Source organism: Salipiger bermudensis HTCC2601, assembly GCF_000153725.1.
GTDB lineage: Bacteria > Pseudomonadota > Alphaproteobacteria > Rhodobacterales > Rhodobacteraceae > Salipiger > Salipiger bermudensis.
This window is the reverse complement of record NZ_DS022276.1, coordinates 1,692,975-1,717,492: the sequence shown is the minus strand read 5'-3', so window position 1 is coordinate 1,717,492 and position 24,518 is coordinate 1,692,975. Positions and strand designations below refer to the sequence as shown.

Genomic DNA, 24,518 nt, shown 5'->3' with positions numbered 1-24,518 from the left:
GCGGAGGACAGAACCACTATGCTTACTTTCAGCCTCGGCGTCGTTCTCTTCACCCTGATCGTGGTCGCGCTGGTGACCATCATCATGGCCGCGCGGTCGCGCCTGGTGTCGTCGGGCAACGTCAACATCACCATCAACAACGAAAAGACCATCTCGGTCCCGGCGGGCGGCAAGCTGCTGCAGACGCTGGCGGCCCAGAAGCTCTTCGTCCCCTCCGCCTGCGGCGGCGGCGGCACCTGCGCGCAATGCCGTGTGCGCATCCATTCCGGCGGCGGCTCGATCCTGCCGACCGAGGAATCGCACATCACCAAGCGCGAGGCCGCCTGCGGCGACCGCCTGTCCTGCCAGGTGGCGGTCAAGCAGGACATGGATATCGAGGTTCCCGAAGAGGTCTTTGGCGTCAAGAAGTGGGAGTGCACCGTGCGCTCCAACGACAACGTCGCGACCTTCATCAAGAACCTCGTGCTGGAGCTTCCGGAGGGCGAGGACGTCAACTTCCGCGCCGGCGGCTACATCCAGATCGAGGCGCCCGCGCACAAGCTCTCCTACAAGGAGTTCGACATCGCCGAGGAGTACCGCCCGGATTGGGACAAGTTCAATCTTTGGCAGTATGAATCGACCGTCGACGAGCCGATCGAGCGCGCCTACTCGATGGCGAACTACCCGGACGAGAAGGGCCTGATCATGCTCAACGTCCGCGTCGCCTCGCCGCCTCCGGGATCGACAGGCATCCCGCCGGGGCAGATGTCGTCCTACATCTTCAACCTCAAGCCCGGCGACAAGGTCACCATTTCCGGCCCGTTCGGCGAGTTCTTCGCCCGCGACACCCAGAAGGAGATGGTCTTCATCGGCGGCGGCGCGGGCATGGCGCCGATGCGCAGCCACATCTTCGACCAGCTCAAGCGGCTCGAGAACCGCGACCGGAAGATCACCTTCTGGTACGGCGCCCGCTCCAAGCGCGAGATGTTCTTCGTCGAGGATTTCGACGCGCTGGCGGCGGAGTTCTCGAACTTCGAGTGGCACGTGGCGCTCTCGGATGCGCTCCCCGAGGACGAGTGGAAGGGCTACACCGGCTTCATCCACAACGTGCTCTACGAGGAGTATCTGAAGAACCACCCGAACCCCGAGGATTGCGAGTTCTACATGTGCGGCCCGCCGATCATGAACCAGTCGGTGATCAACATGCTGCTCGATCTTGGCGTTGATCGCGAAGACATCATGCTCGACGATTTCGGCGGCTGATCCGCGAGATCTGAACGAAACGACAAGGGGGGCCTCGGCCCCCCTTTCGCTTTTCGGCCCCCGGACTGTTCCAGGACGGAACTGTGGCCTGCCCCCCGCGAAATCCCTCACCGTGATGTAGAGTCTGCGCCAACTTTGAAGGAGCAGACACATGCGAAAGAGCCGTTTCACCGGTTAAGGGGACGGTGGCCCCAGTGGGGCCGCGTAAGCCCCGTAACAGATCATCGGGATGAGCAAGGAGCAGGAGGCCGGAATGCCGACTGCGGAGGTGTGTCGCAGGCACGGCCTGAGCACGGCGACGTTCTACAAGCTGAAAGCCAAGTATGGCGGCATGGAGGTGTCCGAGGCTGCCAGGCTAAAGGCCCTTGAGGACGAGAATGCCAAGCTGAAGCGCCTGCTGGCGGACACCATGCTGGGCAACGTCGTGTTGAAAGACCTGCTGGGAATGGAGGCCGCCAGCCCACCATCGGTTCGAGGGCAAGGCCGACCCTGACGACATTGATCACGCGGCGAGATGCGGCGCTCCAGGGGATGCGGGATCATGTCATCTCGCAGCGCCGGGCGTGCAGGCTGGTTGGTGTCGATCCCAAGATAGTCCGGCGAGAACGCCCGTCCCGCAGCCCGGCAGCACATGCTGAGCATGTGCGAGAGGGAACTGCGCAGATATCCACCAAGCGGCGCAGGTTCGGCTACCGCCGGATTGGCGTCCTGTTGGAGCGCAAGGGCATGAGCATGAACCACATCGTAGCACGTAACACAAAAGGTCCGGGGGACCTTTTGTAGGCCGGAGCGCTCCATCGGATCTACCGCGAGGAAGGGCTGTCCGTGAAAAGGAGGCGCGGTCGCAAGCGAGCGCGTGGCACAAGAACCCCGATGCCATCGGCCGCGGGCGTCAACGCGCGCCCTCTCTCGCGGTTTGCAGGCAAACCGCTGCCGGTCAGCGGGATCGTTAGACTTTGTATCCGACAGCTTTGGTGCCTCGCGGAAGTTCCGGATCCTCGCCGTGATCGACGATTGCACGCGCGAATGCCTGTGCCTTGTGGCGGACACCAGCCTCTCCGGGGCAAGGGTTGCCCGGGAGCTCAGCGCCCTTATCCGGGTCTACGGCAAGCCCGGCTGCATTGTTAGCGATAACGGCACAGAGTTTACCAGTCGGGCGATCCTGAAATGGGCCGATGAGGACGAGGTGCCGTGGCACTACATTGCTCCGGGAAAACCGATGCAGAACGGCTTCGTCGAGAGCTTCAATGGACGGCTGCGCCCCTCTTGATGGTGTGGACGCCCCCTCACGGCATCGCTGTGCCAAGGTAGCGGTGTCGAAATTCGCTACGAGGAGGAAGCGTCCATGGAGAAGGTTAGCATTGTAGGGCTGGATATTGCCAAGAGTTCGTTTCACGCGCATGGCGCGGCGGCAAATGGATCTAAGGTCTTTAGCAAGGCGTTGCCGCGAGGGCGGGTGCTAGAGTTTTTCGGTCAGATTGAGCCTTGCACCATCGCTTTGGAGGCTTGCGCGGGTGCGCATCACTGGAGCCGGGAGCTTTCCAGACTTGGCCACGATGTCAGGCTCATCGCCCCGCAATACGTCAAACCCTATGTGAAGCGGCAAAAGAACGATGCGAATGATGCCGAAGCCATCGCTGAAGCAGCGTCCCGACCGACCATGCGCTTTGTGACGACCAAGACAACCGAGCAACAAGGTCAGTCGATGGTACTCAAGACCCGCGATCTTTTGACAGGGCAACGTACCCAGGCGATCAACGCATTGCGAGGGCATCTGGCTGAACATGGGATTGTCGCGCCGAAAGGCCCTCAGCATCTGCCTCGGTTGGAAAAGGCTGTGGCTGAGAATGGAGAACGATTGCCGCCCGAAGTCACCGGCCTTTGCCAAATATTCTTCGATCTCATCGCCGGGCTAAGCGCGCGCATTGACGCGCTGACCCGGCAACTTCGACAGATTGCCCGACAGGACGATGTGGCGCGCAGGTTGATGACCATGCCGGGGATCGGCCCGGTGACGGCGGTATCGATTGCCGTGCTGGCGGCACCGCCAGAGATGTTCAGCAAGGGGCGCGACTTCGCAGCCTGGATCGGGCTGGCACCACGCCAGCATTCTACGGGCGGTAAAACAAGGCTGGGCAAGATATCAAAAATGGGTCAGCGCGACCTGCGGCGTTTGCTGATCATCGGTGCAATGTCCGCGATCCAAGCCGCGCAAAAACGCGGCGGCGCGCCAGATGGGTCGTGGCTGGCCCGTATGTTGGCTCGCAAACCTAAAATGCTGGTTGCAGTTGCGCTGGCAAACAAGATGGCGCGGATGGCCTGGGCGATCATGGCTCATGGCGGCGTCTACGAGACCCCTGCCAACGCCTGAGCGCGAAGGCAGGCTGGGGTGCGGTGGTTCTGAATGGAGGTCATGGCAAAGCGTCGACGAGATCAGGAATGGGAAAACCAGTAATGTCCCGAGTAGCTTGTACTACGGCCTCTCGTTTTGGACCTGTTCCTCGAACTCACCATGAGGGCCCGCGGCATTGAAGGTCGCAACCAGAGGCCGGATACACGAAAGAACTCGACCGCAATGCTGTTGCCAAAGTCAAAAAATCGCTTGCAGCCCCGGGGGCGTCCATACACGGGACATTGCTGCACAATGCCCTGCCGGGCAGTGGACGAATGTCTAAACGCGCACTGGTTCATGAACCTTGCAGATGCGCGGGAAAAGCTGGAGGATTGGCGTAGACACTACAATCCTGCTTCATTGCGCCCATCTCTCTATGCCTCTGAAGTAAATAGGTTTTGCTGATCGGGGTGCGATCCGGTGGGGTATTTGGGGTTCTGCCGGGCGCGCTGGGTGAGTTGCTGGGCTGGCGGTTTGCCGAGTTCCGCGCGGGCGAAGATCCACGGACCGTCCGGTAACGGATGAACGCCCTCGATGCTGCCGGCTTCGGCGGCCAGTCTTAGTGTCTTGGTCGTGACGCCGAGCAGGCGCGCAGCGTTGGTCAGGTTGAGCCAGGGTTCGGTGCCGTCGGGAGCCGGGCGGAATACCGGGATCTTGTGATGCGACCTGAGTGCGGTGACGCGCTCCCGGGTCCATCGGTTGCCATGACCGGTCAGCAGACCGTTTCGATTTAGGATGCCGGCGATCAGATCGTCGGTGGCCAGGAGAACGAGCTGACGTACCGCCGCGATGATCTCTGGTGCTGTACTGTTGCGCTGGCCTCGACGCCGCTTCGGCAGGCGCAGTTCGGTATGCATGCCGCCGATCCAGTGGATCAGAAGGACGATCTCGGAGGCGTCGTCGTCGATGTCGGCGACCACCTCGAGGATGACGGTGCGCACGATGCGCTTCTTGAGCCGGGCATCGGTCGTTGGCGCCTCCCAGACAGTGCGAAGGTCCGTGCCGAGCGCGGCGGCATCCAGCGCCGCCAAGGAGGAAGGCCTGGAGGTTGCAGAATCATGCGCGGCGATCTTGGCCTCAATCTCGGCGGCGCGTGCGAGGGCGCGGTTCCACCGCGCTTCGAGTTCTGCCGCCACAAGTCGGTTCTCGGGATCGGCTGCATCATACTGGCGGAAGGCGCGGTCGGCACCGTAGCGGGCAGCTTCGAGGTCTCGCGCCAACGCGTCGCGAACCTGATCGCGGCGACTGGCGACCTGCGCCTCGGCCTCGGCGGCCGCAGTGATGGCGCCCGGCTCGACCACCCGCAGCAGCGCATCCTTGATGGCATCGTCGACCCGCAGGCCACCGAAGGCGATGCAGCGCGGCTCGCCGTTGTCGAGCAGACCGCGCCAGCAGGAATAGCGCGGGATGTCGTGCTTGGCCCCAGTGTAGCGGACCGTCAGCTTGCGGCCACAGCGCCGACAGCGCAAGAGACCGGCGAGCAGGGCATCGCCGTGCTTGGGCGCCCCATGGTGCCGGCTCGTGGGGGTATTGTCGCTGACCATCGCGCGGATCGCCTCTGCCCGTTCCCAACTGATATAACCTTCGTGTGCGCCGGGCTTCAGCGCCAGCCATTCAGCGCGCGGTTTGCGGCGGCTGCCGGTTCGCGGAACGGCCGCGCCGTGTCTCGGCACAACTCGGGTCTTACCATAGGCGTAGGCGCCGCCGTAGACCGGGTTCTCGATCATGCGGTGGATGGTGGCATAGGTTGGCCTGCGCCAGATCACGTCGCCATTGGCGTGTCTTGCGGGCAGGTCCAGCCCGTGCTCCAGGAACCAGAGCAGGGCCTGCCGGGCGCTGCCGAGCTCGGTCACCTTGTCGAAGACAAGGGTGATGGCCTCCTGGACGCGGCGGTCGGGGTCCTTCTCGAGCCTGTCGCCGGCCTTCACGAAGCCGACGGGAGCCGCGACGATCAACTCGCCGCGCCGGGCCTTCTCGTAACGGGCGGACAGCGACCGTTGCCGCAGCAGATCGAGCTCGTACTCGTTGAGACTTCCTTTCAAACCGAGAAGTAGACGGTCGTTGCCTTGGCGTGGCGCATATACCGCCTCTTGGTCGACCAGGACGGTGTCGACGACCCGGCACATCTCGATCAGCTGCTGCCAGTCGCGGCTGTTGCGCGCAAAGCGCGACACTTCCCGCGCCGCGACCGCACCGACCTTGCCCAGGCAGACCTCGGCGACCATCCGGTCGAAGCCCGCCCGCGCAACGCCGCCCGCCGCGGACCGGCCAAGGTCGTCGTCGATCGTCTCGATGCAGGACCAGCCGAGCGTCGCCAGCCGGTCGCGCATCGCATATTGCAGAGCGCCGCTCTCGCGGTTGTGCAGCACCTGGTGGGCGGAGGACTGTCGCACGTAGAGGATCGCCTTGCGCTCCAGGTGGTGCGAACTGATCTTCTCATGCTTCATGTCGTGCCTCCGTCCGGCGAGGCGCCTGAGCGCCGGCGGCGTGGTCGAGGATCAGGCGGGTCATCAGTTCGGTCAGCGTTACCCGCGCCTCCTCCGGCAACGTCTGCCAGTGCGGCGCCGGAACCTGGTCGACGTCGCTGGGGTGAGTGAACAACTCGAGCTGTTGTGGTGCTGGTCGGCGTGGCATCGGCATCTCCCGGAATCGCCTGCTGGGAGCTCGATGTTGCGCTCGAATCTGGCATTTGCGATGCGCCATCACGAACGCCGGCCGCATCGTGCAGCAATGCCGCCAGAGCTCGCAAAGCCGCCACTGAGGCAACCGGCGTTACCGCGACTTGCCAGCACTGGCAGGCCGCCCGATCGAACATCCAGACGGGAACCTCCAGCCGTCGGTCCGACGAGATACCGCTCAGGCTACAGCGAAACGCAGCCCAGCCCGCCTTCGCGATCACCTCGTGTACGTGAACAACTCGCCCCGTCCAGGGCTGCCAAGGGTAGAGCACCTCGCGCTCCTCGGTCCCGTGGGTGTTCTGTGATTGAGTTGTACAATACGGACCGCCCGCATTCGTCCCTGGCCAACCAGACGCCGCAGGAAGCCGAATACCCAAATCCAACCTGCAGACTCGCGTTATGAATGAGGGACCGGCAGGGGGGCAGGTCACTTGCGCTGGGAGGGGAGCAACAAAAAACATCCCAGGCGAAGGACCCGGAGCGTTCGTTAGGACTGGTTGCGGGAGCTCGCAACGGCCTGAACCGAACAAAGGGCGGACTCTCCAGAACACGCCCAGCCTCTCGAAGATAAGCAGTCGACAGAGGCAGGTCACCGGCAGAGACACCACCCAACTCCGGCGCTTCGGAAGCCGACAATGTACGCGCAGCATACCGAGGTCCGCTTCGCTCAGGCAACGAACGTCGTTGAAGGCGTGTACATGCCTAGGATTTTTGACGCTTCCGGCCCTGAGCCGACATTCGCCATCCCGATGGGCGCCGCGGCGCGGCTTCACTAAAGCGGCCGTTAGGGCCTTGAACCGCTACACCGCCCTTGGCATACCCGTCACAGAGCAAGTAAAATAAGTCTGTTTGGGGAAAGGGGAAGCTCGGCGTTCAGCCAATTTGTGCAACAGAGCCCCCCTCACATGCGAGTTGGCTTGGAATAGGCCTAAAACCTCGAACGGCTGTTCTGAACTCAACACCTTGAAACCGGTGGCACATACTATAAATGATCAAATCAATTGGAAGCATTTCCCGAAAGATCCTCGAGGCGCTCTTTGGCTATGATGTTTTCATTTCGTATGCGCACCGGGACGGCGTCGCCTATGCCGAACATCTCGACTCGATACTAGGCAAAACCCATACGATCTACCTGGACAAGCGCGACCTCCTCGCCGGTGCTGATCTGGGCGCTTTGACCAAATTGCGTGTACGGCAATCGCGGCTTCTTGTTGTGGTCGGTCGCAAACACGCTTTGACAGCATCAAAGTGGGTCTGCAGGGAAGTGGATTGCTTTCGCGACACCGGGCGCCTGCCGATCATAATTGATGTCGACCACGCTATCGAATACGCCGCTGGATTGCCCGATAAAAGATACCTTTCGGGGTGGTTATCCGCCAAACCTGTCGCAGGTTTTGGCGAAGACACGCTTGCGGACAATCTTCTACGAGTCGTTGACCCCGGGCCTGATAACGGGTCCGATCGACTGCCCGCTTCGAACGTCGCGCCCGAAATCCTGAAACGCTTTTCCGGCGTTCGTTCCGAGACACGTCGCTTGAGTGTCATAACTGGTGCGTTGGCTGTACTTCTGGCATTGACGTTTGCCTCTGTAGTGTTTGCCTTGCAATCAAACATCGCCACACGCCATGCTCAAGCTGAGGCTATGGCGAGCGAAGCTCTACTCGCGACATCCGGTACAGCCTTGGCGGATGGTTGGGTTCTAAACGGCCTCGATAAACTTGTGCAATCGCTGGCCGCTGTTTCTTCGTCCAATGCGCTTGACGCGGCGGCGCGGATCGAAGTTGCACTGCCCGAAGGGCTTGCATATCGTTTCTACCGCAATGGCTCGATTGCCCGTCTTCTTGTGGACCCCAAAGAAGGGACTCTTTTTGTTGCGCAATTCAATCGAATTAGAGCTTTGGACGCTGCGACACTACAGCCCGTACCGGACGAACCATGGTTTGACGACCTCAAAATTGGGCATTCCCAAATCATCGCGACACAGAACGGGTATGCCGCCACAGATCCCGTCGTCTCGAGTGGACTGTTGGTATCTGGCGAACGCATCTTATCAATTAACGTAGATGGGACAGGGGATCTGGCGCCGCGGCCCGGGGGCGGGTTTATCGCGTCAAACTCTACCAACTCGGATTTTACTCTGGTCCTTCCGGATGGATCCACCGAGCCGTTTCCATGCGCCGAAGCTCTTCGGGACGCCACAAATTTTGTGAATTGGTTTAATTTCGTTCTCAGGGACACTCTAGTCGTGGCAGGCTGGAAAAGGGGGCCAGAACTGACAATGATGTATTTAGACACATGTCAAAAGATTGGAATCCCCCTTCCGGAAAACCCGGAAGCGGGTGTTGTTTTAGGGGACATTGGCTACGCTGTGTTAGCAGGAGAGCGCTTCGTGACGTTCATCAATCTTAGGGATGGTAGCGTTGACTTCCAACTTTTTGCCAACGGAACCTCTGTTACCGTCATCAGAGATGTGTTTCCATCGACGACAGATCCCATTTTCGGGGTCGCTGTTGGGACGGCAGATGGCGGCGTCGGCCTGTTCACAATTGGTCCAAAGAGATTTTGGCAGACGGATCAAATTGAAAAGTTACTTCCAGGACCGATTGAAACCATGGTTTACGACCAAAACACACACCGCCTATTCTTGGGTGGAAGTTTTGGAGGACATATTGACGCCACGACCGGTGCCATTGCATCATTTCCCCTTGCGCCCAATTACGAATCAGGATGGACAATTGCGCGAACAAGGATCGCAACTGAAACAACTAGGTTTCAAGGCGAAGCAAGTCTGGTGGCGTCGTTCGCAACAGATCAGCGTATTTATGCCGTAACTGACGATCAAGTGCTTTTGCAGCTTGATGATGGAAAAGTCAAAGAATTGTATCGCGGCACGCAAAGCGCATTCGAATGGGCGGCAGTTTCTGCGTTTGGCGACACCGCTTACCTCGCGCTCAGCGGAGAAAATGGCGGCGAGCTTATCGCCATTACTACAGATGGTAAGGTCTTAACACAGACACCACTTGAAGACCGACCATATGAATTGGTTGGTTTCGATGGAGGCGTACTGGCGCGCCCTCGATCTAACGGGCTGAATTTCGAGGCTGTCGAAGAGGTCCTTCTTCATCATCTCGATGGAAACACCGATGTGGTCACTCTAGGCGCGATGCAGCAGGAAACTATCGGCCCATCGATGTGGGTTGCTTCCGATTCCAACCGCCTGGTTGCGGGATTGGAGTCTGGATTTAAGTTACTTTCATTGAGCGACCTAGGCACCGAAACTCAGTGCTACGCGCCCCTCGACGTCTACGATGAGGAAATGGGGGAACCTGAATACCTAGAGGCGGGAGTATCAGCCGCGGTTTCGCCAGACGGACGCGAAGTTGCTCTTGGGTTAGCCGATGGGCGGTTAGAGATTTGGAGATTTCAGGAAACGTGCTGGGTGCATCACGTTTCCATTGATACAAGACGCGGAAACGCCATCGGCGCAATGGCTTTTGATGGGAGGTTCGTTGTTGCTGTTGAAAATTCGGTTCCACCAAGGCTGCGTCGGTGGGATTCCGGCACAGGCCAGGAAGTTGGATTGGGGTATGAGGCTGAAGCAAAAGCCCTGGTGTTGACTAGCCCGGATCAGGCTTGGGCCACATTACGTGACAGGGATAGCAGCCTCATTGTCGACTATGTTGATCAATCTGGGTTCCGTCACCTTGATTTAACCATCGATGCTATGACATCGCGTATGTGCCAAATCATTCAGCCAGCAATTGACGCTGACCTAATAAAAATAACGTCGCGCCATCCCTGTAATAAAACATGACGTCCAAAACTTAACAGGCTGCTGAAAAACTCCTGCCTCGACGCCTGTCGCGGAACATGATTCACCATCGCCACTACGATGACGATGGAATGTGGGATGCGTGGATCAGATCAGGTGACGGGCTCGCTGTTCAGCTACGTCGATCTCGAGGAGCGCATTCCGACGCGCCACCCGCTTAGCAAGATCAGGACCGTCGTCAACGATGTGCTGCGCTGCCTGGATGTCGAGTTCGACCGGCTCTACGCGGGGGAAGGCCGCCCCTCGATCGCGCCGGAACGATTGATCCGGGCCAGCCTGCTGCAAAACCTCTACTCGATCCGGTCCAAGCGGCAGCTCGTGGAGCAGATGGACTACAACTTGCTGTTCCGCTGGTTTGTGGGCCTTGGGATCGATGACGTTGTCTGGGTCCCGACCGTGTTCACGAAGAACCACGACCGGCTGCTGACCACGGACATGTCGCGCAAGATCATGGCCGCCATTCTGGCGCATCGCGAGGTGGCACCGCTGCTGTCGGACGACCATTTCTCGGTCGACGGCACCCTTGTGAAGGCCTGGGCGTCGATGAAGAGCTTCCAGCCGAAGGAAAGAGCGACGTCCGGTGGGGACGACGATCCGGGCGATCCGCCCGATACCAGCGTGCCGCCCACCTCCTCCTCAGATCAATCCACCGCCGAGCCCGACCCGATGACCCGCCCCACACGCTGCAACGGCAACGCCGAAGTCGACTTCCGTGGCGAACGACGGTCGAACGCGACCCATGCTTCGATGACCGATCCGGAGGCCCGGCTGTTCAAGAAATCCCCCGGCGCCGGCGCCATGCTGTGCTTCATGGGGCACAGCATGATGGAGAACCGCTCCGGCCTGATCGTGCAGGCCGACCTGACGCGGGCGGACGGCCACGCCGAGCGGCGTGCTGCCATCGACATGCTTCACCGCCACTCGCCGGGATCGACCCGGCGCCTGACCCTGGCAGCGGACCGCGGTTACGACAGCGCCGACTTCGTCGCCGAGCTGCGCCAAATGGTGGTCACGCCGCATGTCGCCCAGAAGTCTCGACACTCCGCCATCGACGGCAGAACCACCCGGCACCCCGGCTACGCCAAGTCACAGCGGCGCCGGAAGAAGATCGAGGAACCTTTCGGCTGGGCCAAAACCGTCGGTGGCATGGCGCAGCCCCTGTAACGCGGCATCGAGCGCGTGCGGGCCCGCTTCACCTTGGCGATGGCGGCCTGCAACTTGGCGAGGCTTCCGAAACTGCTCGCCACCTGAACCAGAAAGTGGCTACTAGGACTGCCTCCTCGCACACCAGCCTGCTTCGAGCTCCTGCTCAAGGGAAATCGTTCCTCACAGCGGACTTTTTCAGCAGCCTGTTAAAGCCATTGAGTAACGGGGCCGCATGGCAGGCGTATGGTTGAGGCGCTCTAGCGCCCGCCATAGCCGCCTTGTCCTGCCGGGAGGAGCGATGCCGCCCCGCACGGACACAACTGGCCAGGACCGGACATGCCGTGCGGGTAGTTCCTAGGTCCACGGAGGGCGTATCTGCTAGGGCGGAAAGCGGTCGGTGAGGTCGCGGCATCGCATCCGCGGAAACCGTTGAAAGCTGCTGCTCGTCATCGCCAGAAAGGCTGCAAGCATTGGTCACCGAGACTTCGGAAAGCGTTGACTCGTCAAGTTTGCTAGGAACGAGGATAAGCGCACGCTGGCGCGATTTGTGATGACTGCCGCGATGAAATACCCGAGACTGACCGCAATTACCTAAACTCATTTTCAGGATCACTTAGGGCAATTTGAGAGGTGAAAGTTTGGACGACGAAGACGATGGGCACAGCGAAGGCTTCGGCCTGCTCGGCGACGACCAGGACAGCGTAGTGGCGCCGAACCGCCGCGCTGCGGTGATCGTCGGCGTCAGCACCTCGGCGGGGCTGCCGCGACTGGCCTCGGCGGGGCCTATGGCGCGCATCCTTGGCGACTGGCTCTCGACCACCAGCCCTGGCTACGATGTCACCGTAATCACCGACGAGGACGGACACGAGGTCACCCGCGCCGAGATCTTCAAGGCGATCCGCACCTATGTCACCGTGCCCGCGCGCTATGAATTGCTGCTGGTGCATTACATCGGCCACGGGCTCTATCAGGCGCGCAACGACATCTGGATGCTCTCGGACCTGCCCGTCGACCGCGCCGCCTGTGTCAGCCTGACCGCCACACTGAACGATGCGAAATTTTCCGGCATCCCCAATGTGGTGGTGGTGTCCGATGCCTGCCGCGTGCTCCCGGGCGAGGTCGGGCTGAGCGAGGTCGACCCCTCGAGCGTGATCCCTCAATATCTCGAATTTCCCGTCGAGACCTCCTGCGTCGATTATTTTCAGGCCACCGGGCGCGGCACTCCCGCCTTCGAGGGCGAAATCGACGGGGTCCGGCGATCGTTCCTCAGCCATGCCTTTCGCGAGGCCTATCGCCACCCGCGCCCCGAGATGGTGCGCGAGATGGTGCTTGCAGACGGCGCCGCCGTTCGGGTCGTGCCGAACCGTCAGCTGGGCGATTTTCTCAAGGTCGAGGTGACGCGGGCGCTGGGGGCGAGCGATGCCGCGAAAAGCCAGCAGGTGGTGTCGGCCGTGCCCTCGGGCGATGCGATCTTCATTGCCCCGGTCGATGCCGAAGAGGCGGTTGGGGCCGAGGACCCCGCCGGGGCAGAGCCACCGCCGCCGCAGATCGAGGGTCGTGTTAAGTCGCGCAGCAGGTCGGACAGGACGAAACGCAGGACGATGCGCAAGGCGACGCCCCCGCCCTCGGGTCACGAGACCCGGAAGGTCTGGATCGAGCCGGGCGACGACGAGCCGCCGGTGTTCGGCGGCATCGCCGCCCCGCCCCCTCCGCCCACGCCGCCCCCCGAAACCGAAGTCGCGCGTCTGTTGCGCCGGGCCCGGCGCGCCGACTGGCCTGCGGGGCAAGACCCGCGGCTGCGCTTTGCCCCGCCCTCGGGGCCGGCGGCGCTGGCCGTGGCCGATTTCGAGACCCACACCGGCCTGACGCTGACCGGCGCCAGCATAGCCCGCGCCGCGATGACCAACTGGCCCGCCCCCGGCAGCCATGCCGAACCCGCGCCGGAAAAGGACCGCGACGGTCTTTCGGTGCTGCGGCTTTATCCGAACGCGGGGCCGGTGGGGGAACTGGCCGTTGGGCTTGAAGACGGGCGCAGCCTGCTGTTGCCGGTGATGCAGGGCTACATTTGCCATGTCGCGCTCGATGAAACCGGGCTGCGCAGTCTCGCCTTCGTGCCGGGCCGGTCGAACTGGCGCACGGATGCGACCGACCCGGCCCGCAGGCCCGAAATCGACCGGCTGCGCGCGCTCGCCACCGAGGCGATGGATGAAAACCGCTTCCAGATCGGCTCCACCTACGAGGCCGCGCGGCTTGCCGCTGCGATCCGCATGGGCAAGGGCCATGACCCGGTGCTTGGGCTTCTGGCGGCGCAGGCCTATGCCGAGGCCACGATGCACGAGCGCGTGCGCAGCGTGTCGGACTACATGCACGGTGACATCCGCGCCGATCTTTTCGACGTGCGGCTTTTGTCGAGCCGGTTCTGGCAACCGGACGCCGATTTCCCCGTGGTGCCGCGCTGCCCGATGCTTACGCAGAACTGGGCGCTGCTCGCCCCCCGCCGCGCCGCCCCGCCCGGCCCGCTTGCGCGGCTCGCCCCTTTCCTCACCGACGCGCTCTGGACCACCTTCGCCCCGGGCGCGGCGGATCTTCTGTTCGACGCGATTGAAAAAGGAGACCTCTGATGCGCATTCTGTTCATCCACGGCCGCGCGCAAGGCCAGAAAAGCTCCGATATCCTGCGTGCGGAATGGGGCGCGGCGCTGGCGCGCGGGCTGGCCGATGCGGGGCTGAGCCTGCCCGCAGACGTCGCCTTCGACCATCCGTTCTACGGCAAGACGCTCGATGATTTCGTCGATCAGGCGAAGCTGCCGCAGGCCTCGGAGATCGTCGCGATGGGCGGCAGTTCGGGCGATGCAGGCTTCGACAGCTTCACCCGTTCGGTGCTGCAGGAAATCGACGCGCGCGGCGAGATTTCCGAGGCGGATGTGCGCGCGCAGATGGAGCCGGGCAGCGAGATCGAGGAAATGGGGCCGCAGAACTGGGCCTGGGTGCGCGCCTTCGTGCGCGCGGTCGATGCGCGCTGGCCGGGGTTTTCGGGCGCGCGGATCAACGATTTCCTGACCGATGTCTGGCTCTATCTCGACAAACCCGCGGTGCAATCGGCGATCGACGCGATCATCGAGGCCGAGCTGACCGACGAGCCGACGCTGGTGGTCAGCCATTCGCTGGGTACGGTGGTGTCCTATAACATACTGAGAACGAACAAGATAAATCTTGTGGGACTGATGACGCTAGGCTCGCCACTGGCGATCAAGGCGATCACCGCGAAGCTGGGCATGCTGGAAAACGTGGCTCCCAAACGATGGGTCAACGCCTATGACGTGGCCGATATCGTGGCACTGAACCCGCTCGACAGCACGCATTTTCCGGTGGCGCCCAAGATCGCCAATTACGGCGGCGTCAAGAACACCACCGGCAACCACCACGGCATCGGCGGCGACGCGCCCGAGCGCGGCTATCTGCTCGACGCCAAGATCATTGAGCAGATCGTGGCCTTTGCTCGGCTCTAGACGACAAATGCAGCACGGCGTAGTTGGACTTGCACGAGAACCGTAGGAGATCGCCATACCGCCACATTCACGCTGCGCGAACCATGCCCGACCGTGGTGGCCCGATACGCATCATCGAAATCTTCCGGTGCGGGCAAAACCCTCATTCTGCGCACCGCGCCGGGAGCTGGCAGCATGACGAAACGCCTGCCCCCGGTGCTCGGCCCACTGGCACGCAGGCCAATTCCTAGACTGGCAAATGATTAGATCACGCTCAGCTGTGCGACTGCTTATCCCTTAACAGGCTGCTGAAAAACTCCTGCCTCGACGCCTGTCGCGGAACATGATTCACCATCGCCACTACGATGACGATGGAATGTGGGATGCGTGGATCAGATCAGGTGACGGGCTCGCTGTTCAGCTACGTCGATCTCGAGGAGCGCATTCCGACGCGCCACCCGCTTAGCAAGATCAGGACCGTCGTCAACGATGTGCTGCGCTGCCTGGATGTCGAGTTCGACCGGCTCTACGCGGGGGAAGGCCGCCCCTCGATCGCGCCGGAACGATTGATCCGGGCCAGCCTGCTGCAAAACCTCTACTCGATCCGGTCCAAGCGGCAGCTCGTGGAGCAGATGGACTACAACTTGCTGTTCCGCTGGTTTGTGGGCCTTGGGATCGATGACGCTGTCTGGGTCCCGACCGTGTTCACGAAGAACCGCGACCGGATGCTGACCACGGACATGTCTTGCAAGATCATGGCCGCCATTCTAGCGCATCGCGAGGTGGCACCGCTGCTTTCGGACGATCATTTCTCGGTCCCCTCTCGGCAGATTGCTTCGCAATCGCCTGCCGGGCACTGGACGGCACCCCGGTGAAGGCCTGGGCGTCGGTGAAGAGCTTCCAGCCGAAGGAAAGAGCGACGTCCGGTGGGGACGACGATCCGGGCGATCCGCCCGATACCAGCGTGCCGCCCACCTCCTCCTCAGATCAATCCACCGCCGAGCCCGACCCGATGACCCGCCCCACACGCTGCAACGGCAACGCCGAAGTCGACTTCCGTGGCGAACGACGGTCGAACGCGACCCATGCTTCGATGACCGATCCGGAGGCCCGGCTGTTCAAGAAATCCCCCGGCGCCGGCGCCATGCTGTGCTTCATGGGGCACAGCATGATGGAGAACCGCTCCGGCCTGATCGTGCAGGCCGACCTGACGCGGGCGGACGGCCACGCCGAGCGGCGTGCTGCCATCGACATGCTTCACCGCCACTCGCCGGGATCGACCCGGCGCCTGACCCTGGCAGCGGACCGCGGTTACGACAGCGCCGACTTCGTCGCCGAGCTGCGCCAAATGGTGGTCACGCCGCATGTCGCCCAGAAGTCTCGACACTCCGCCATCGACGGCAGAACCACCCGGCACCCCGGCTACGCCAAGTCACAGCGGCGCCGGAAGAAGATCGAGGAACCTTTCGGCTGGGCCAAAACCGTCGGTGGCATGGCGCAGCCCCTGTAACGCGGCATCGAGCGCGTGCGGGCCCGCTTCACCTTGGCGATGGCGGCCTGCAACTTGGCGAGGCTTCCGAAACTGCTCGCCACCTGAACCAGAAAGTGGCTACTAGGACTGCCTCCTCGCACACCAGCCTGCCTCGAGCTCCTGCTCAAGGGAAATCGTTCCTCACAGCGGACTTTTTCAGCAGCCTGTTAACGGGTAGAGCTTATCAGATACCGCCGCACGAAGATATTGTTATAGATTGGCGGTCGATCACTTGATATAGTGCAATCGGACCCGATAACCTTTAGATTGACTAGACAATTATGGCCAGAGTATTCATCAGCTTCGCAATGGAAGACAAAGCCCTAAGGGACTTTCTCGTCGGACAAAAGAAGAACGCCAGAACCGCCATCGAATTTACCGATTACTCGGTCAAAGAACCCTGGGACTCGAGTTGGAAGACGAACTGTCGTGCGCGGATCAAAGGCTGCCAAGCAGTAATCGGGATTATCACCCACAACACGCCGAAAGCGGATGGGCAGCTCTGGGAGCTGAAATGTGCCATCGAAGAAGGCGTGCCGTTGATGCTGATCCACGGATATTCTGCACCCGAGAAGAGACTGAGCGTCCTGCCTTCCGTTATCTTTGGGCGGCGCGCCAACCTTTGGACCGAAGACAACATCGTGAACTTTCTCCATAGCCTCGGGTGACACCCATGAAGAAAGCGCTTGTCGTAGGGATCGACGACTATCCGTCTCCGAACGAATTGAACGGCTGCGTGAATGATGCGGTGGAAATGGCTGCCCTGCTCGAAGCCAACGGCGACGGATCGCCAAACTTCGATGTTCGCAGGCTGATCAGTAGTGAGGGAAAGGTCGACAGCGCTGCGTTGGACGATGCGATAAAGGAGTTGTTTTCCGGCGAGGCTGATGTCGCGCTACTCTATTTCGCGGGTCACGGCATACTTGATGCTGACACCAACTCCGGCTTCCTAGTCACCCAAGACGCCCGCAAGCCAAACTGGGGGATAAACCTGTCGGCTGTGCTCGAACTAGCGAACAAGGCCCATCCCAAGATCAAGTCGACGGTGATCCTGCTCGACAGTTGTCAGTCTGGTTACGCGGGCGAGATCGCGGGTCTAGGGGATGGCGGGAAGGTGTCGCACATCGGCACCGGCGTGACTATTCTGACGGCGTGCCATCGGGAAGGTGTCGCGAGTGAAGAAGGTGGACATGGCTCGTGCACGGGCATCATACTCGACGGCCTCGGGGGTGCGGCCTGCGATGTAATCGGTCGGGTGACGCCGGCAGCGCTTTACGCACACGTCGACCAGACGTTGGGGGCGTGGGAACAGAGGCCAATCTACAAAGCGAACGTCCAACACTTCATTTCTCTTCGAGAGGTGCCCCCAAAGGTCGCCAAAGAGATCCTGCGGCGTCTCCCGAAATATTTCCCTTCGCCGTCGTCCGAGTTCAGGCTCGACCCGTCATTTGAACCTGATCGCGGGGAAGAAGCCGAAAGGCTGCGCGACATCCCTGTCGACGATGACAAGGTGATAATCTACCGGGAGTTGCAGATATGTAACCGCCACGGGTTGGTCGTTCCAACGCAGCACGAGCACATGTGGCACTCGGCGGTTTACTCGGGTGGCTGCCGGCTCACTGCGACGGGCGCGCATTATCGTCGGCTCGCAGAGAAGAAGAAGATCTAGGGGGCCGCATGGCGAATAAGGTTTTCATTTCGCATAAGAACACGGATGCCACGCTGGCGGCGAAGGTGGCGCGGCGCGTTCAGATTAATGGGGTTCAGACCTATCTCGACGTGATCGACGATGCGCTCGCAAAGGACGGTCCCGATCTTGCCGATCTTCTGCTTCAACGAATGTCATCGTGCGACCAGCTTATCGCAGTCGTTTCCACCGCGACGAAAAATTCTTGGTGGGTGCCGTGGGAAATCGGGGTCGGGTCCGAGAAGGGGTTTCGGATGGCGAGTTATTCCGAAAGCTATGTCAGCTTGCCTAGCTATCTGGAGAAGTGGCCCGATCTGCACACAGATGCGGACATTGACCTGTTCTGCAAATTGTCGCAGCGGGCGGATGCTGAGATTGAGCGAAGAACTCGAACCTTGCAGTCCGAGGACAACCGGATGAACGTTCGCAAAGGCGAAGCGCTCGACTTCCATAAGGCCTTACGCTCCGAGTTGAAGCGGCAAAGATGGTGACAGCACTACTCGGTTGAACCGTTCACGGTCACGGCGCCCGATCGAAAGGCTTCGACATCAACGGGAGCGAACACGATTCCCGAACAGCTTTCGGCCAGCTTCGTTGGCATTGACCGGCCAAAATCGCGGCGCCCCGCGCGAACGACCGGTTTGGTGAATGTCGCAGGGCAGCGCGACGTCATCTCGACCGGTGGCTTTGGGCCGGGATCGACGGCACACCTGGAGGCAGTGCGTGCACCCCGCCGCAGTGCCGCATGACTGGTTCGAGCCCGGAGTGACCGTTGATCAGGTCGAAAATTTGGTAGACACTCCCTGGCCAAGGGCGTGCTGGACGATGTTGGTATAGCTTGTTCTCGAAGAGGTAATTTGAACAATGACAAATGGCGGGCTATTGTTTCACTACTGCAGCACACAGACTGGATTTGCCATACTGCGGATGACCTGCCCCCCGCGAAATCCCTCACCGTAATGTAGAGTCTGCGCCAACTCTGAAGGAGCAGACACATGCGAAAGAGCCGTTTTACCGAGGCGCAGATCATCGGAATGATCAAGGAGCAGGAGGCAGGGATGCCGGCTGCGGAAGTGTGCCGTAGGCATGGGCTGAGCACTGCGACGTTCTACAAGCTGAAGGCCAAGTATGGCGGCATGGAGGTGTCCGAGGCTGCCAGGCTAAAGGCCCTTGAGGACGAGAATGCCAAGCTGAAGCGCCTGCTGGCGGACACCATGCTGGACAATGTCGTGTTGAAAGACCTGCTGGGAAAGAACTGACGACATTGACGAAGCGGCGAGATGCGGCGCTCCGGGTGATGCGGGATCATGACATCTCGCAGCGCCGGGCCTGTAGGCTGGTTGGTGTCGATCCCAAGACCGTTCGGCGTGAACGCCCGTCGGACAGTGCCGATATCCGCCAAGAGATGCAGGAGATCGCCGGCAAGCGGCGTCGGTTCGGGTATCGCCGGATCGGGGTCCTGCTGGAACGCAAGGGCATGATCATGAACCACAAGAAGCTGTATCGCATCTATCGCGAGGAAGGGCTTTCGGTGAAACGACGGCGAGGCCGGAAACGGGCGCGCGGCACGAGGACGCCGATGCCGGTTGCCGCGTGGCCCAACGCGCGCTGGTCGTTGGACTTCGTGTCCGACAGCTTTGGCGCGTCGCGGAAGTTCCGGATCCTGGTGGTGATTGATGACTGCACCCGGGAATGCCTGTGCCTCGTCGCGGACACCAGCCTGTCAGGGGCGCGTGTCGCCCGGGAACTCAGCTCCCTGATCCGGATTTACGGCAAGCCGGGTTGCATCGTCAGTGACAATGGCACCGAGTTCACCAGTCGGGCCATCCTCAAATGGGCCGACGAGAACGAGTTGCCGTGGCACTACATCGACCCAGGCAAGCCCCAGCAGAATGCCTTCGTCGAAAGCTTCAACGGCAGCCTGCGGGAAGAGCTACTCAATGAGGAAATCTTCGACAGCTTGGACGACGCACGGCGAAAGCTGGCGCTCTGGCGCTACGACTACAACACGATCAGGCCACACTCGTCCCTGGCCAACCAGACGCCGCAGCAAGCGCGCCGGACGCTTGAGAAATTTGAGGGCTTCGCGCCCGGCGCGCTTGCGCCAGACGACCAAGCCGAATACCGAAATCCAAACTGCAGACTCTCGTTATGAATGAGGGACCAGCGGGGTGCAGGTCACGGAATAGAGAGATTAGGCTTTCGGCTCTGTCTTCGGCAAACGACACTCTTGAAGGAAGGTTTCTCGGTAAAGTCTTTTCTCAGCTTCTTAGTGATACTGACTTGCCCCGCGAATTGGTAGACGTTGCCGCCGTTATTGTGGAAGGATACCCGGATTCAACCGAAGGCTTTGCCTTCTGTCTTTCAGAAAACGGTGATCTCCTTAGGCTCCAGACTCATTGAGTTTCACAGCCAGAACAAGACGGTTGCGGCGAGCATGATCGCGGAGAAGAAGGTTTCCGGGCACCGATCGTATCGGGTTGCGACGCGCCGCCAATCCTGAGACTGTCCGGAATTTTGTGCCCCGGCGTGGTAACTCTGAAATGAGGAGACCCACGTATGAGCATCGACAAAGACCTTCTGGACCAGCTGATGAAAGGCCGATCGGCCGGGGACCTTTTCGGCAAGGACGGCGTTCTCGCCGAGCTGACCAAGGCGCTGGCAGAGCGCGCCTTGAGTGCCGAGCTGGAAGAACATCTGACCGAGGAACGAGCTGACCCACCAGCGGAAGGGGCGTCTCAGGCTCCGAACCGGCGTAACGGTAGCAGCCAGAAAACGGTCACCACCGACAGCGGCAAGGTCGTGTTGGACATCCCTCGGGACCGCAACGGCAGCTTCGATCCCGTGCTGATCGCCAAGTACCAGCGCCGTTTCCCGGAGTTCGATACCAAGATCATTTCCATGTATGCGCGCGGGATGACGACCCGCGAAATCCAGGGACACATTGAGGAGATCTACGGCATCGAGGCCTCCCCGAGCTTGATATCGGCGATCACCGATGCGGTGATGGACGAGGTCACGGCTTGGCAGAACCGTCCGCTCGAGCCCTGCTATCCGGTGGTGTTCATGGACGCGATCCGGGTCAATATCCGCAGCGATGGCGCGGTCTCGAACAAGGCAGTCTTTGTCGCCCTGGCTATCCTCCCGGACGGCACGAGGGACGTGCTGGGGCTATGGTTTCAGGCCAATGAGGGCGCCAAGTTCTGGGCCAAGGTTCTCAACGACCTGCGCAATCGCGGGGTGCAGGACATCCTGATCGCGGTCGTGGACGGCCTCAAGGGCTTCCCCCAGGCCATCGAGGCAGCCTTCCCACAAACTCAGGTTCAGACGTGCATCGTGCATCTTCTGCGCCATTCTATGAGCTTCGCCAGCTACAAGGACCGCAAGGCCGTGGCAGTGGCGCTGAAGGCGGTCTACTCCGCCGTCGACGCGGCAGCCGCCGAGGCCGCGCTGACCGACTTCGAGGAGAGCGATCTGGCCGCCCGCTACCCGGCAATCGCGCCGAGCTGGCGACGGGCCTGGACCGAGGTGATCCCGTTCCTCGACTATCCACCCGAGGTCCGCAGGCTGATCTATACGACGAATGCCGTAGAGGCGCTGAATTCGAAGATCCGCCGGGCTGTCCGCACACGGGGGCATTTCCCCAGCGACGAAGCGGCAGCGAAATTGATATATCTGGCCCTGAATGCTACTTCTCAGGAGTGGAAGCGCTCGGTGCGCGAGTGGCACGCAGTGAAAAGCCAGCTCGCCATCATGTTCGAGGACCGCTTCCCAATGGCGTAATCAACGCGCCGGGGCACAGAATTCCGGACAGTCTCCCAATCCTTCAAACGCCCGAACATGATCTCGATGCGGTTGCGCCGTTTGTAGCGTCTCTTGTCGTATTTCACCGCCTTCTTGCGGGACTTCCGGCCCGGAATGCAGACCTTTATCCCCTTGTCTTTTAACGCTTCTCTGAACCAATCGGCATCATAGCCCCGATCTGCCAGCAACCAACCCGCCTTCGGCAGGCTGCTCAGCAAAGCGGCCGCGCCAGTGTAATCGCTGACCTGACCGGCTGACATGAAGAACCCGATCGGGCGCCCCTTGGCATCGGCAACGGCGTGAAGTTTGGTGTTCATACCCCCTTTGGTGCGCCCGATCTGGCGCCCGCGCCCCCCTTTTTTACGCACAGGCTCGACGCTGTGCGGTGCGCCTTGAGATAAGTGGCGTCGATCATGATTGTCTTATGCTCGGCCCTCTCGGCAGCCAGGCCGACCAAGATCCGGGCGAAGACCCCGTTGTCGCTCCACCGCTTCCATCGGTTATAAAGGGTCTTTGCCGGACCGTATTCCTTCGGCGCATCGCACCAGCGCAACCCATTGCGATTGATAAAGTGTCAATCGGCAGCGAACTTTGACCCCCTTCCGGCGTCCAATAATGCCCCCCTCGTTTGGCACAGCTTGCCCGGGGCGGCGTAGCCCCTAAGTCGCGCAGCCGGCTCGGGCAAGCTGATCAGGCGCGTGTCTTAAAGCGCCAGCTCTCGTTGCCGGTTTCGATGATGTCGCAGTGGTGGGTGAGGCGATCCAGAAGCGCGGTTGTCATCTTTGCGTCGCTGAAGACGCTGGGCCATTCACCGAAGTCCAGATTGGTGGTGACGATGATCGAGGTGCGTTCGTAGAGGCGACTGATCAGGTGGAACAGCAGTTGCCCGCCTGTCTGGGCGAATGGCAGGTAGCCAAGCTCGTCGAGGATCACGAAGTCCATCCGACAGAGGAGATCGGCGATGCGCCCTTGCCTGTCGTCGCGTGCCTCGGCATCGAGCTTGTTCACCAGGTCGACGACGTTGAAGAAGCGGCCCCTCTTGCCGCTGCGGATGCAGGCCCGGGCAATCCCGACAGCCAGATGCGACTTGCCGGTCCCGGTGCCACCGATGAGCACGACGTTGCGCTGCTGCTCGAGGAACTCCGCGCTGACGAGGACGCGCACCAGCGTCTCATTGACCGGCGTCTCCTCAAAGTCGAACTCGTTGACTTCCTTGGCAAGTGGCAGCTTCGCGATGGTCATCTGGTATTTGATCGAGCGTGCCTGCTTCTCGTTGATCTCGGCATGCAGAAGGTCGCCCACGATCTGCTGAGGTTCGTGTTGACGCTTCACCGCGGTCGCGATGATCTCGTCATATGCCGCCCTCATTCCGTAGAGCTTGAGCTGGCCCATCGCGTCCAGAACCTTTGATCTTTCCATGATCTCGTCTCCTGAGGCTGTCGTAGCGGGTGCAATCGGCAACCGGCTGGCAGCGTAGGCGCAGCGCGTCCGCGTGGTGATTGTCAGGGGTGGCGCGGGTTCCCGACGGCGCGCCAGAATGTTGAGAACAACGGCGGAGGAATGCACGCCTTCCTCGAGCGCTTCAGCGCACGCTGCTTCGACAGCATCCAGCCCATCCGTCAGAACCGCGCTGAGAACATCCACCATCTGCCGATCGCCATTGGGTGCTCTCCCCAGCTTGCGCTGGACCCGCCGCATGGCAGGTGGCAGCTCCCACTCCTTGAAGGGGGCGCCATTCCGCAAGGCGCCGGGTTTCCGTGCGAGCACGGGGATGTAGTGCAGCGGGTCGTAGACATCTTTGCCACGTCTGAAGACGCGCGCATGCTCACCCACGAGCTTGCCATCCTGCCAGAGCTCGACGCGTTCAGCATAGGCGCGGATCTCGACGGGACGGCCGACGGCATGAGCCTCGACCGAGTAGCGGTTGTTGTCGAACCGGACGAGGCAGGTCTTCGAGACCGAGGCCGGCACCGCATGGTATCCGTCGAAGGGGCCAGCATAGGGCACAAGGCTTGGGCGCTCAGCCTCGAAGACGTCCCAGGTCGATCGCTCGCGCAGCTCGGGGTGCGGGTGGGACTTGGCCCAGGCCAAGCAGCGATCTCGCAGCCAAGCATTCAGTTCGGCAAGGCTTTTGAAGCGCGGTCGCGGCACGAAGAAGCGCCGGCGCACGACACCGACCTGGTTCTCGACCTGGCCTTTCTCCCATCCCGATGCAGGCGTGCAGGCCACCGGATCGACAAGGTAGTGCCCGCACATCTGTTGGAAGCGGCGATTGTAGGCACGCTCCCGGCCAACGAAGATCGTCTCCACCGCTGTCTTCATATTGTCGTAGATGCCCCGCGCACAGGCGCCACCGAAGAACGCAAATGCCCGGTCGTGTGCGTCGAAGACCATCTCTTGCGTCTCGCGTGGATAGGCCCTGACGAAGAGCATTCGACTATGGCACAGCCGGACATGAGCGACCTTGACCGTCATACTCACACCATCGATCAGGACGATCTCGTGGCTCCAGTCGAACTGGTAGGCTTCTCCAGGCGCGAAGGTCAGCGGCACATAGGCGGAGGCTGATGCCTCACGTTCCGACCTCGCCCACGCCGCAGCATAGCGCCGCACCGCATCGTATCCGCCTGCGTAGCCGAGGACCTGCAACTCCTCGAACAGACGGATGCGGGTGAGCCGGTCGCGCTTGGGCTGCGCGCGTTCTCCTCAAGCATCCGAT

The 24,518-nt window shown here is 61.3% G+C and carries 13 protein-coding genes and 7 pseudogenes; 14 read left to right on the top strand and 6 right to left on the bottom strand.

Translation table 11 applies throughout. The annotated features are described in order from the left end of the window. The first annotated feature begins 18 nt into the window (after positions 1-18). The 4 genes and pseudogenes from nqrF to R2601_RS27700 form a co-directional block, all read left to right on the top strand. A complete protein-coding gene (gene nqrF, locus R2601_RS08120; RefSeq protein ID WP_007796349.1) occupies positions 19-1,242 on the top strand; it encodes an NADH:ubiquinone reductase (Na(+)-transporting) subunit F in 1,224 nt (407 codons plus the stop codon). Between the two features lie 229 nt (positions 1,243-1,471). Next, positions 1,472-2,503 (top strand): annotated as a pseudogene (locus R2601_RS25845) (IS3 family transposase); the annotation flags it as partial. Between the two features lie 84 nt (positions 2,504-2,587). Continuing rightward, positions 2,588-3,613 (top strand): IS110 family RNA-guided transposase, encoded by a 1,026-nt coding sequence (locus R2601_RS08105; protein WP_007793130.1) that lies wholly within the window; start codon positions 2,588-2,590, stop codon positions 3,611-3,613. Between the two features lie 294 nt (positions 3,614-3,907). Beyond that, positions 3,908-3,985 (top strand): annotated as a pseudogene (locus R2601_RS27700) (integrase core domain-containing protein); the annotation flags it as partial. Positions 3,986-4,008: 23 nt separating this feature from the next. On the opposite strand, the gene R2601_RS08100 reads toward R2601_RS27700, so the two are convergent. Together R2601_RS08100 and R2601_RS25835 are read right to left on the bottom strand one after the other, a co-directional pair. After that, entirely contained in the window at positions 4,009-6,081 is a 2,073-nt protein-coding gene (locus tag R2601_RS08100) for a recombinase family protein (protein ID WP_007796339.1), read from the bottom strand. Then, positions 6,071-6,268, bottom strand: a complete 198-nt coding sequence (locus R2601_RS25835) for a hypothetical protein (RefSeq protein ID WP_254656043.1) — start codon at positions 6,266-6,268, stop codon at positions 6,071-6,073. Before R2601_RS25835 ends, R2601_RS08100 begins: the two co-directional genes overlap by 11 nt. Positions 6,269-7,300: 1,032 nt before the next feature. On the opposite strand from R2601_RS25835, the gene R2601_RS25830 reads away from it, so the two are divergent. From R2601_RS25830 to R2601_RS08050, 9 genes and pseudogenes are all read left to right on the top strand, one after another. Further along, a complete protein-coding gene (locus tag R2601_RS25830) occupies positions 7,301-10,126 on the top strand; it encodes a toll/interleukin-1 receptor domain-containing protein (protein ID WP_083793902.1) in 2,826 nt (941 codons plus the stop codon). 96 nt (positions 10,127-10,222) lie between these two features. Continuing rightward, positions 10,223-11,395, top strand: a pseudogene (locus R2601_RS08095) (IS5-like element ISRssp11 family transposase). A gap of 533 nt (positions 11,396-11,928) precedes the next feature. After that, the gene (locus tag R2601_RS08090) at positions 11,929-13,911 is read left to right on the top strand and encodes a caspase family protein (protein WP_007796326.1); all 1,983 of its coding nucleotides are present in this window, start codon (positions 11,929-11,931) and stop codon (positions 13,909-13,911) included. After that, positions 13,911-14,798, top strand: coding sequence for an alpha/beta hydrolase (locus tag R2601_RS08085; RefSeq protein ID WP_007796323.1), 888 nt, complete (start codon positions 13,911-13,913; stop codon positions 14,796-14,798). Before R2601_RS08090 ends, R2601_RS08085 begins: the two co-directional genes overlap by 1 nt. A gap of 362 nt (positions 14,799-15,160) precedes the next feature. Further along, positions 15,161-16,374 (top strand): annotated as a pseudogene (locus R2601_RS25825) (IS5 family transposase). Between the two features lie 242 nt (positions 16,375-16,616). Further along, positions 16,617-16,976 carry a hypothetical protein gene (locus R2601_RS08070; protein WP_217626365.1) on the top strand — a complete coding sequence of 120 codons (360 nt, stop codon included), beginning with the start codon at positions 16,617-16,619 and terminating at the stop codon, positions 16,974-16,976. A 5-nt stretch (positions 16,977-16,981) separates the two neighbouring features. Further along, positions 16,982-17,977 carry a caspase family protein gene (locus R2601_RS08065; protein ID WP_007796313.1) on the top strand — a complete coding sequence of 332 codons (996 nt, stop codon included), beginning with the start codon at positions 16,982-16,984 and terminating at the stop codon, positions 17,975-17,977. A gap of 8 nt (positions 17,978-17,985) precedes the next feature. Next, entirely contained in the window at positions 17,986-18,486 is a 501-nt protein-coding gene (locus tag R2601_RS08060; RefSeq protein WP_007796311.1) for a toll/interleukin-1 receptor domain-containing protein, read from the top strand. 504 nt (positions 18,487-18,990) lie between these two features. After that, a protein-coding gene (locus R2601_RS08050) for an IS3-like element ISRssp1 family transposase (RefSeq protein ID WP_086003293.1) occupies positions 18,991-20,150 on the top strand; the annotation gives its coding sequence in 2 pieces (ribosomal slippage) (positions 18,991-19,240 and positions 19,240-20,150; 1,161 coding nt in all). Positions 20,151-20,401: 251 nt separating this feature from the next. On the opposite strand, the pseudogene R2601_RS26450 reads toward R2601_RS08050, so the two are convergent. Continuing rightward, a pseudogene (locus R2601_RS26450) lies at positions 20,402-20,506 on the bottom strand (IS5/IS1182 family transposase); the annotation flags it as partial. Positions 20,507-20,554: 48 nt separating this feature from the next. Between R2601_RS26450 and R2601_RS08045 the strand changes: the two are divergent. After that, a complete protein-coding gene (locus R2601_RS08045) occupies positions 20,555-21,778 on the top strand; it encodes an IS256 family transposase (RefSeq protein WP_007796303.1) in 1,224 nt (407 codons plus the stop codon). On the opposite strand, the pseudogene R2601_RS25815 reads toward R2601_RS08045, so the two are convergent. The 3 genes and pseudogenes from R2601_RS25815 to istA all read right to left on the bottom strand — a co-directional run. Beyond that, positions 21,691-22,370 (bottom strand): annotated as a pseudogene (locus R2601_RS25815) (IS5 family transposase); the annotation flags it as partial. The gene R2601_RS08045 and the pseudogene R2601_RS25815 sit on opposite strands and share 88 nt — an antisense overlap. Positions 22,371-22,489: 119 nt before the next feature. Then, positions 22,490-23,218, bottom strand: a complete 729-nt coding sequence (gene istB / locus R2601_RS08035; RefSeq protein ID WP_217626362.1) for an IS21-like element helper ATPase IstB — start codon at positions 23,216-23,218, stop codon at positions 22,490-22,492. Then, a pseudogene (istA, locus tag R2601_RS08030) lies at positions 23,151-24,466 on the bottom strand (IS21 family transposase). The gene istB and the pseudogene istA overlap by 68 nt, the downstream one beginning before the upstream one ends. Positions 24,467-24,518: the final 52 nt, after the last annotated feature.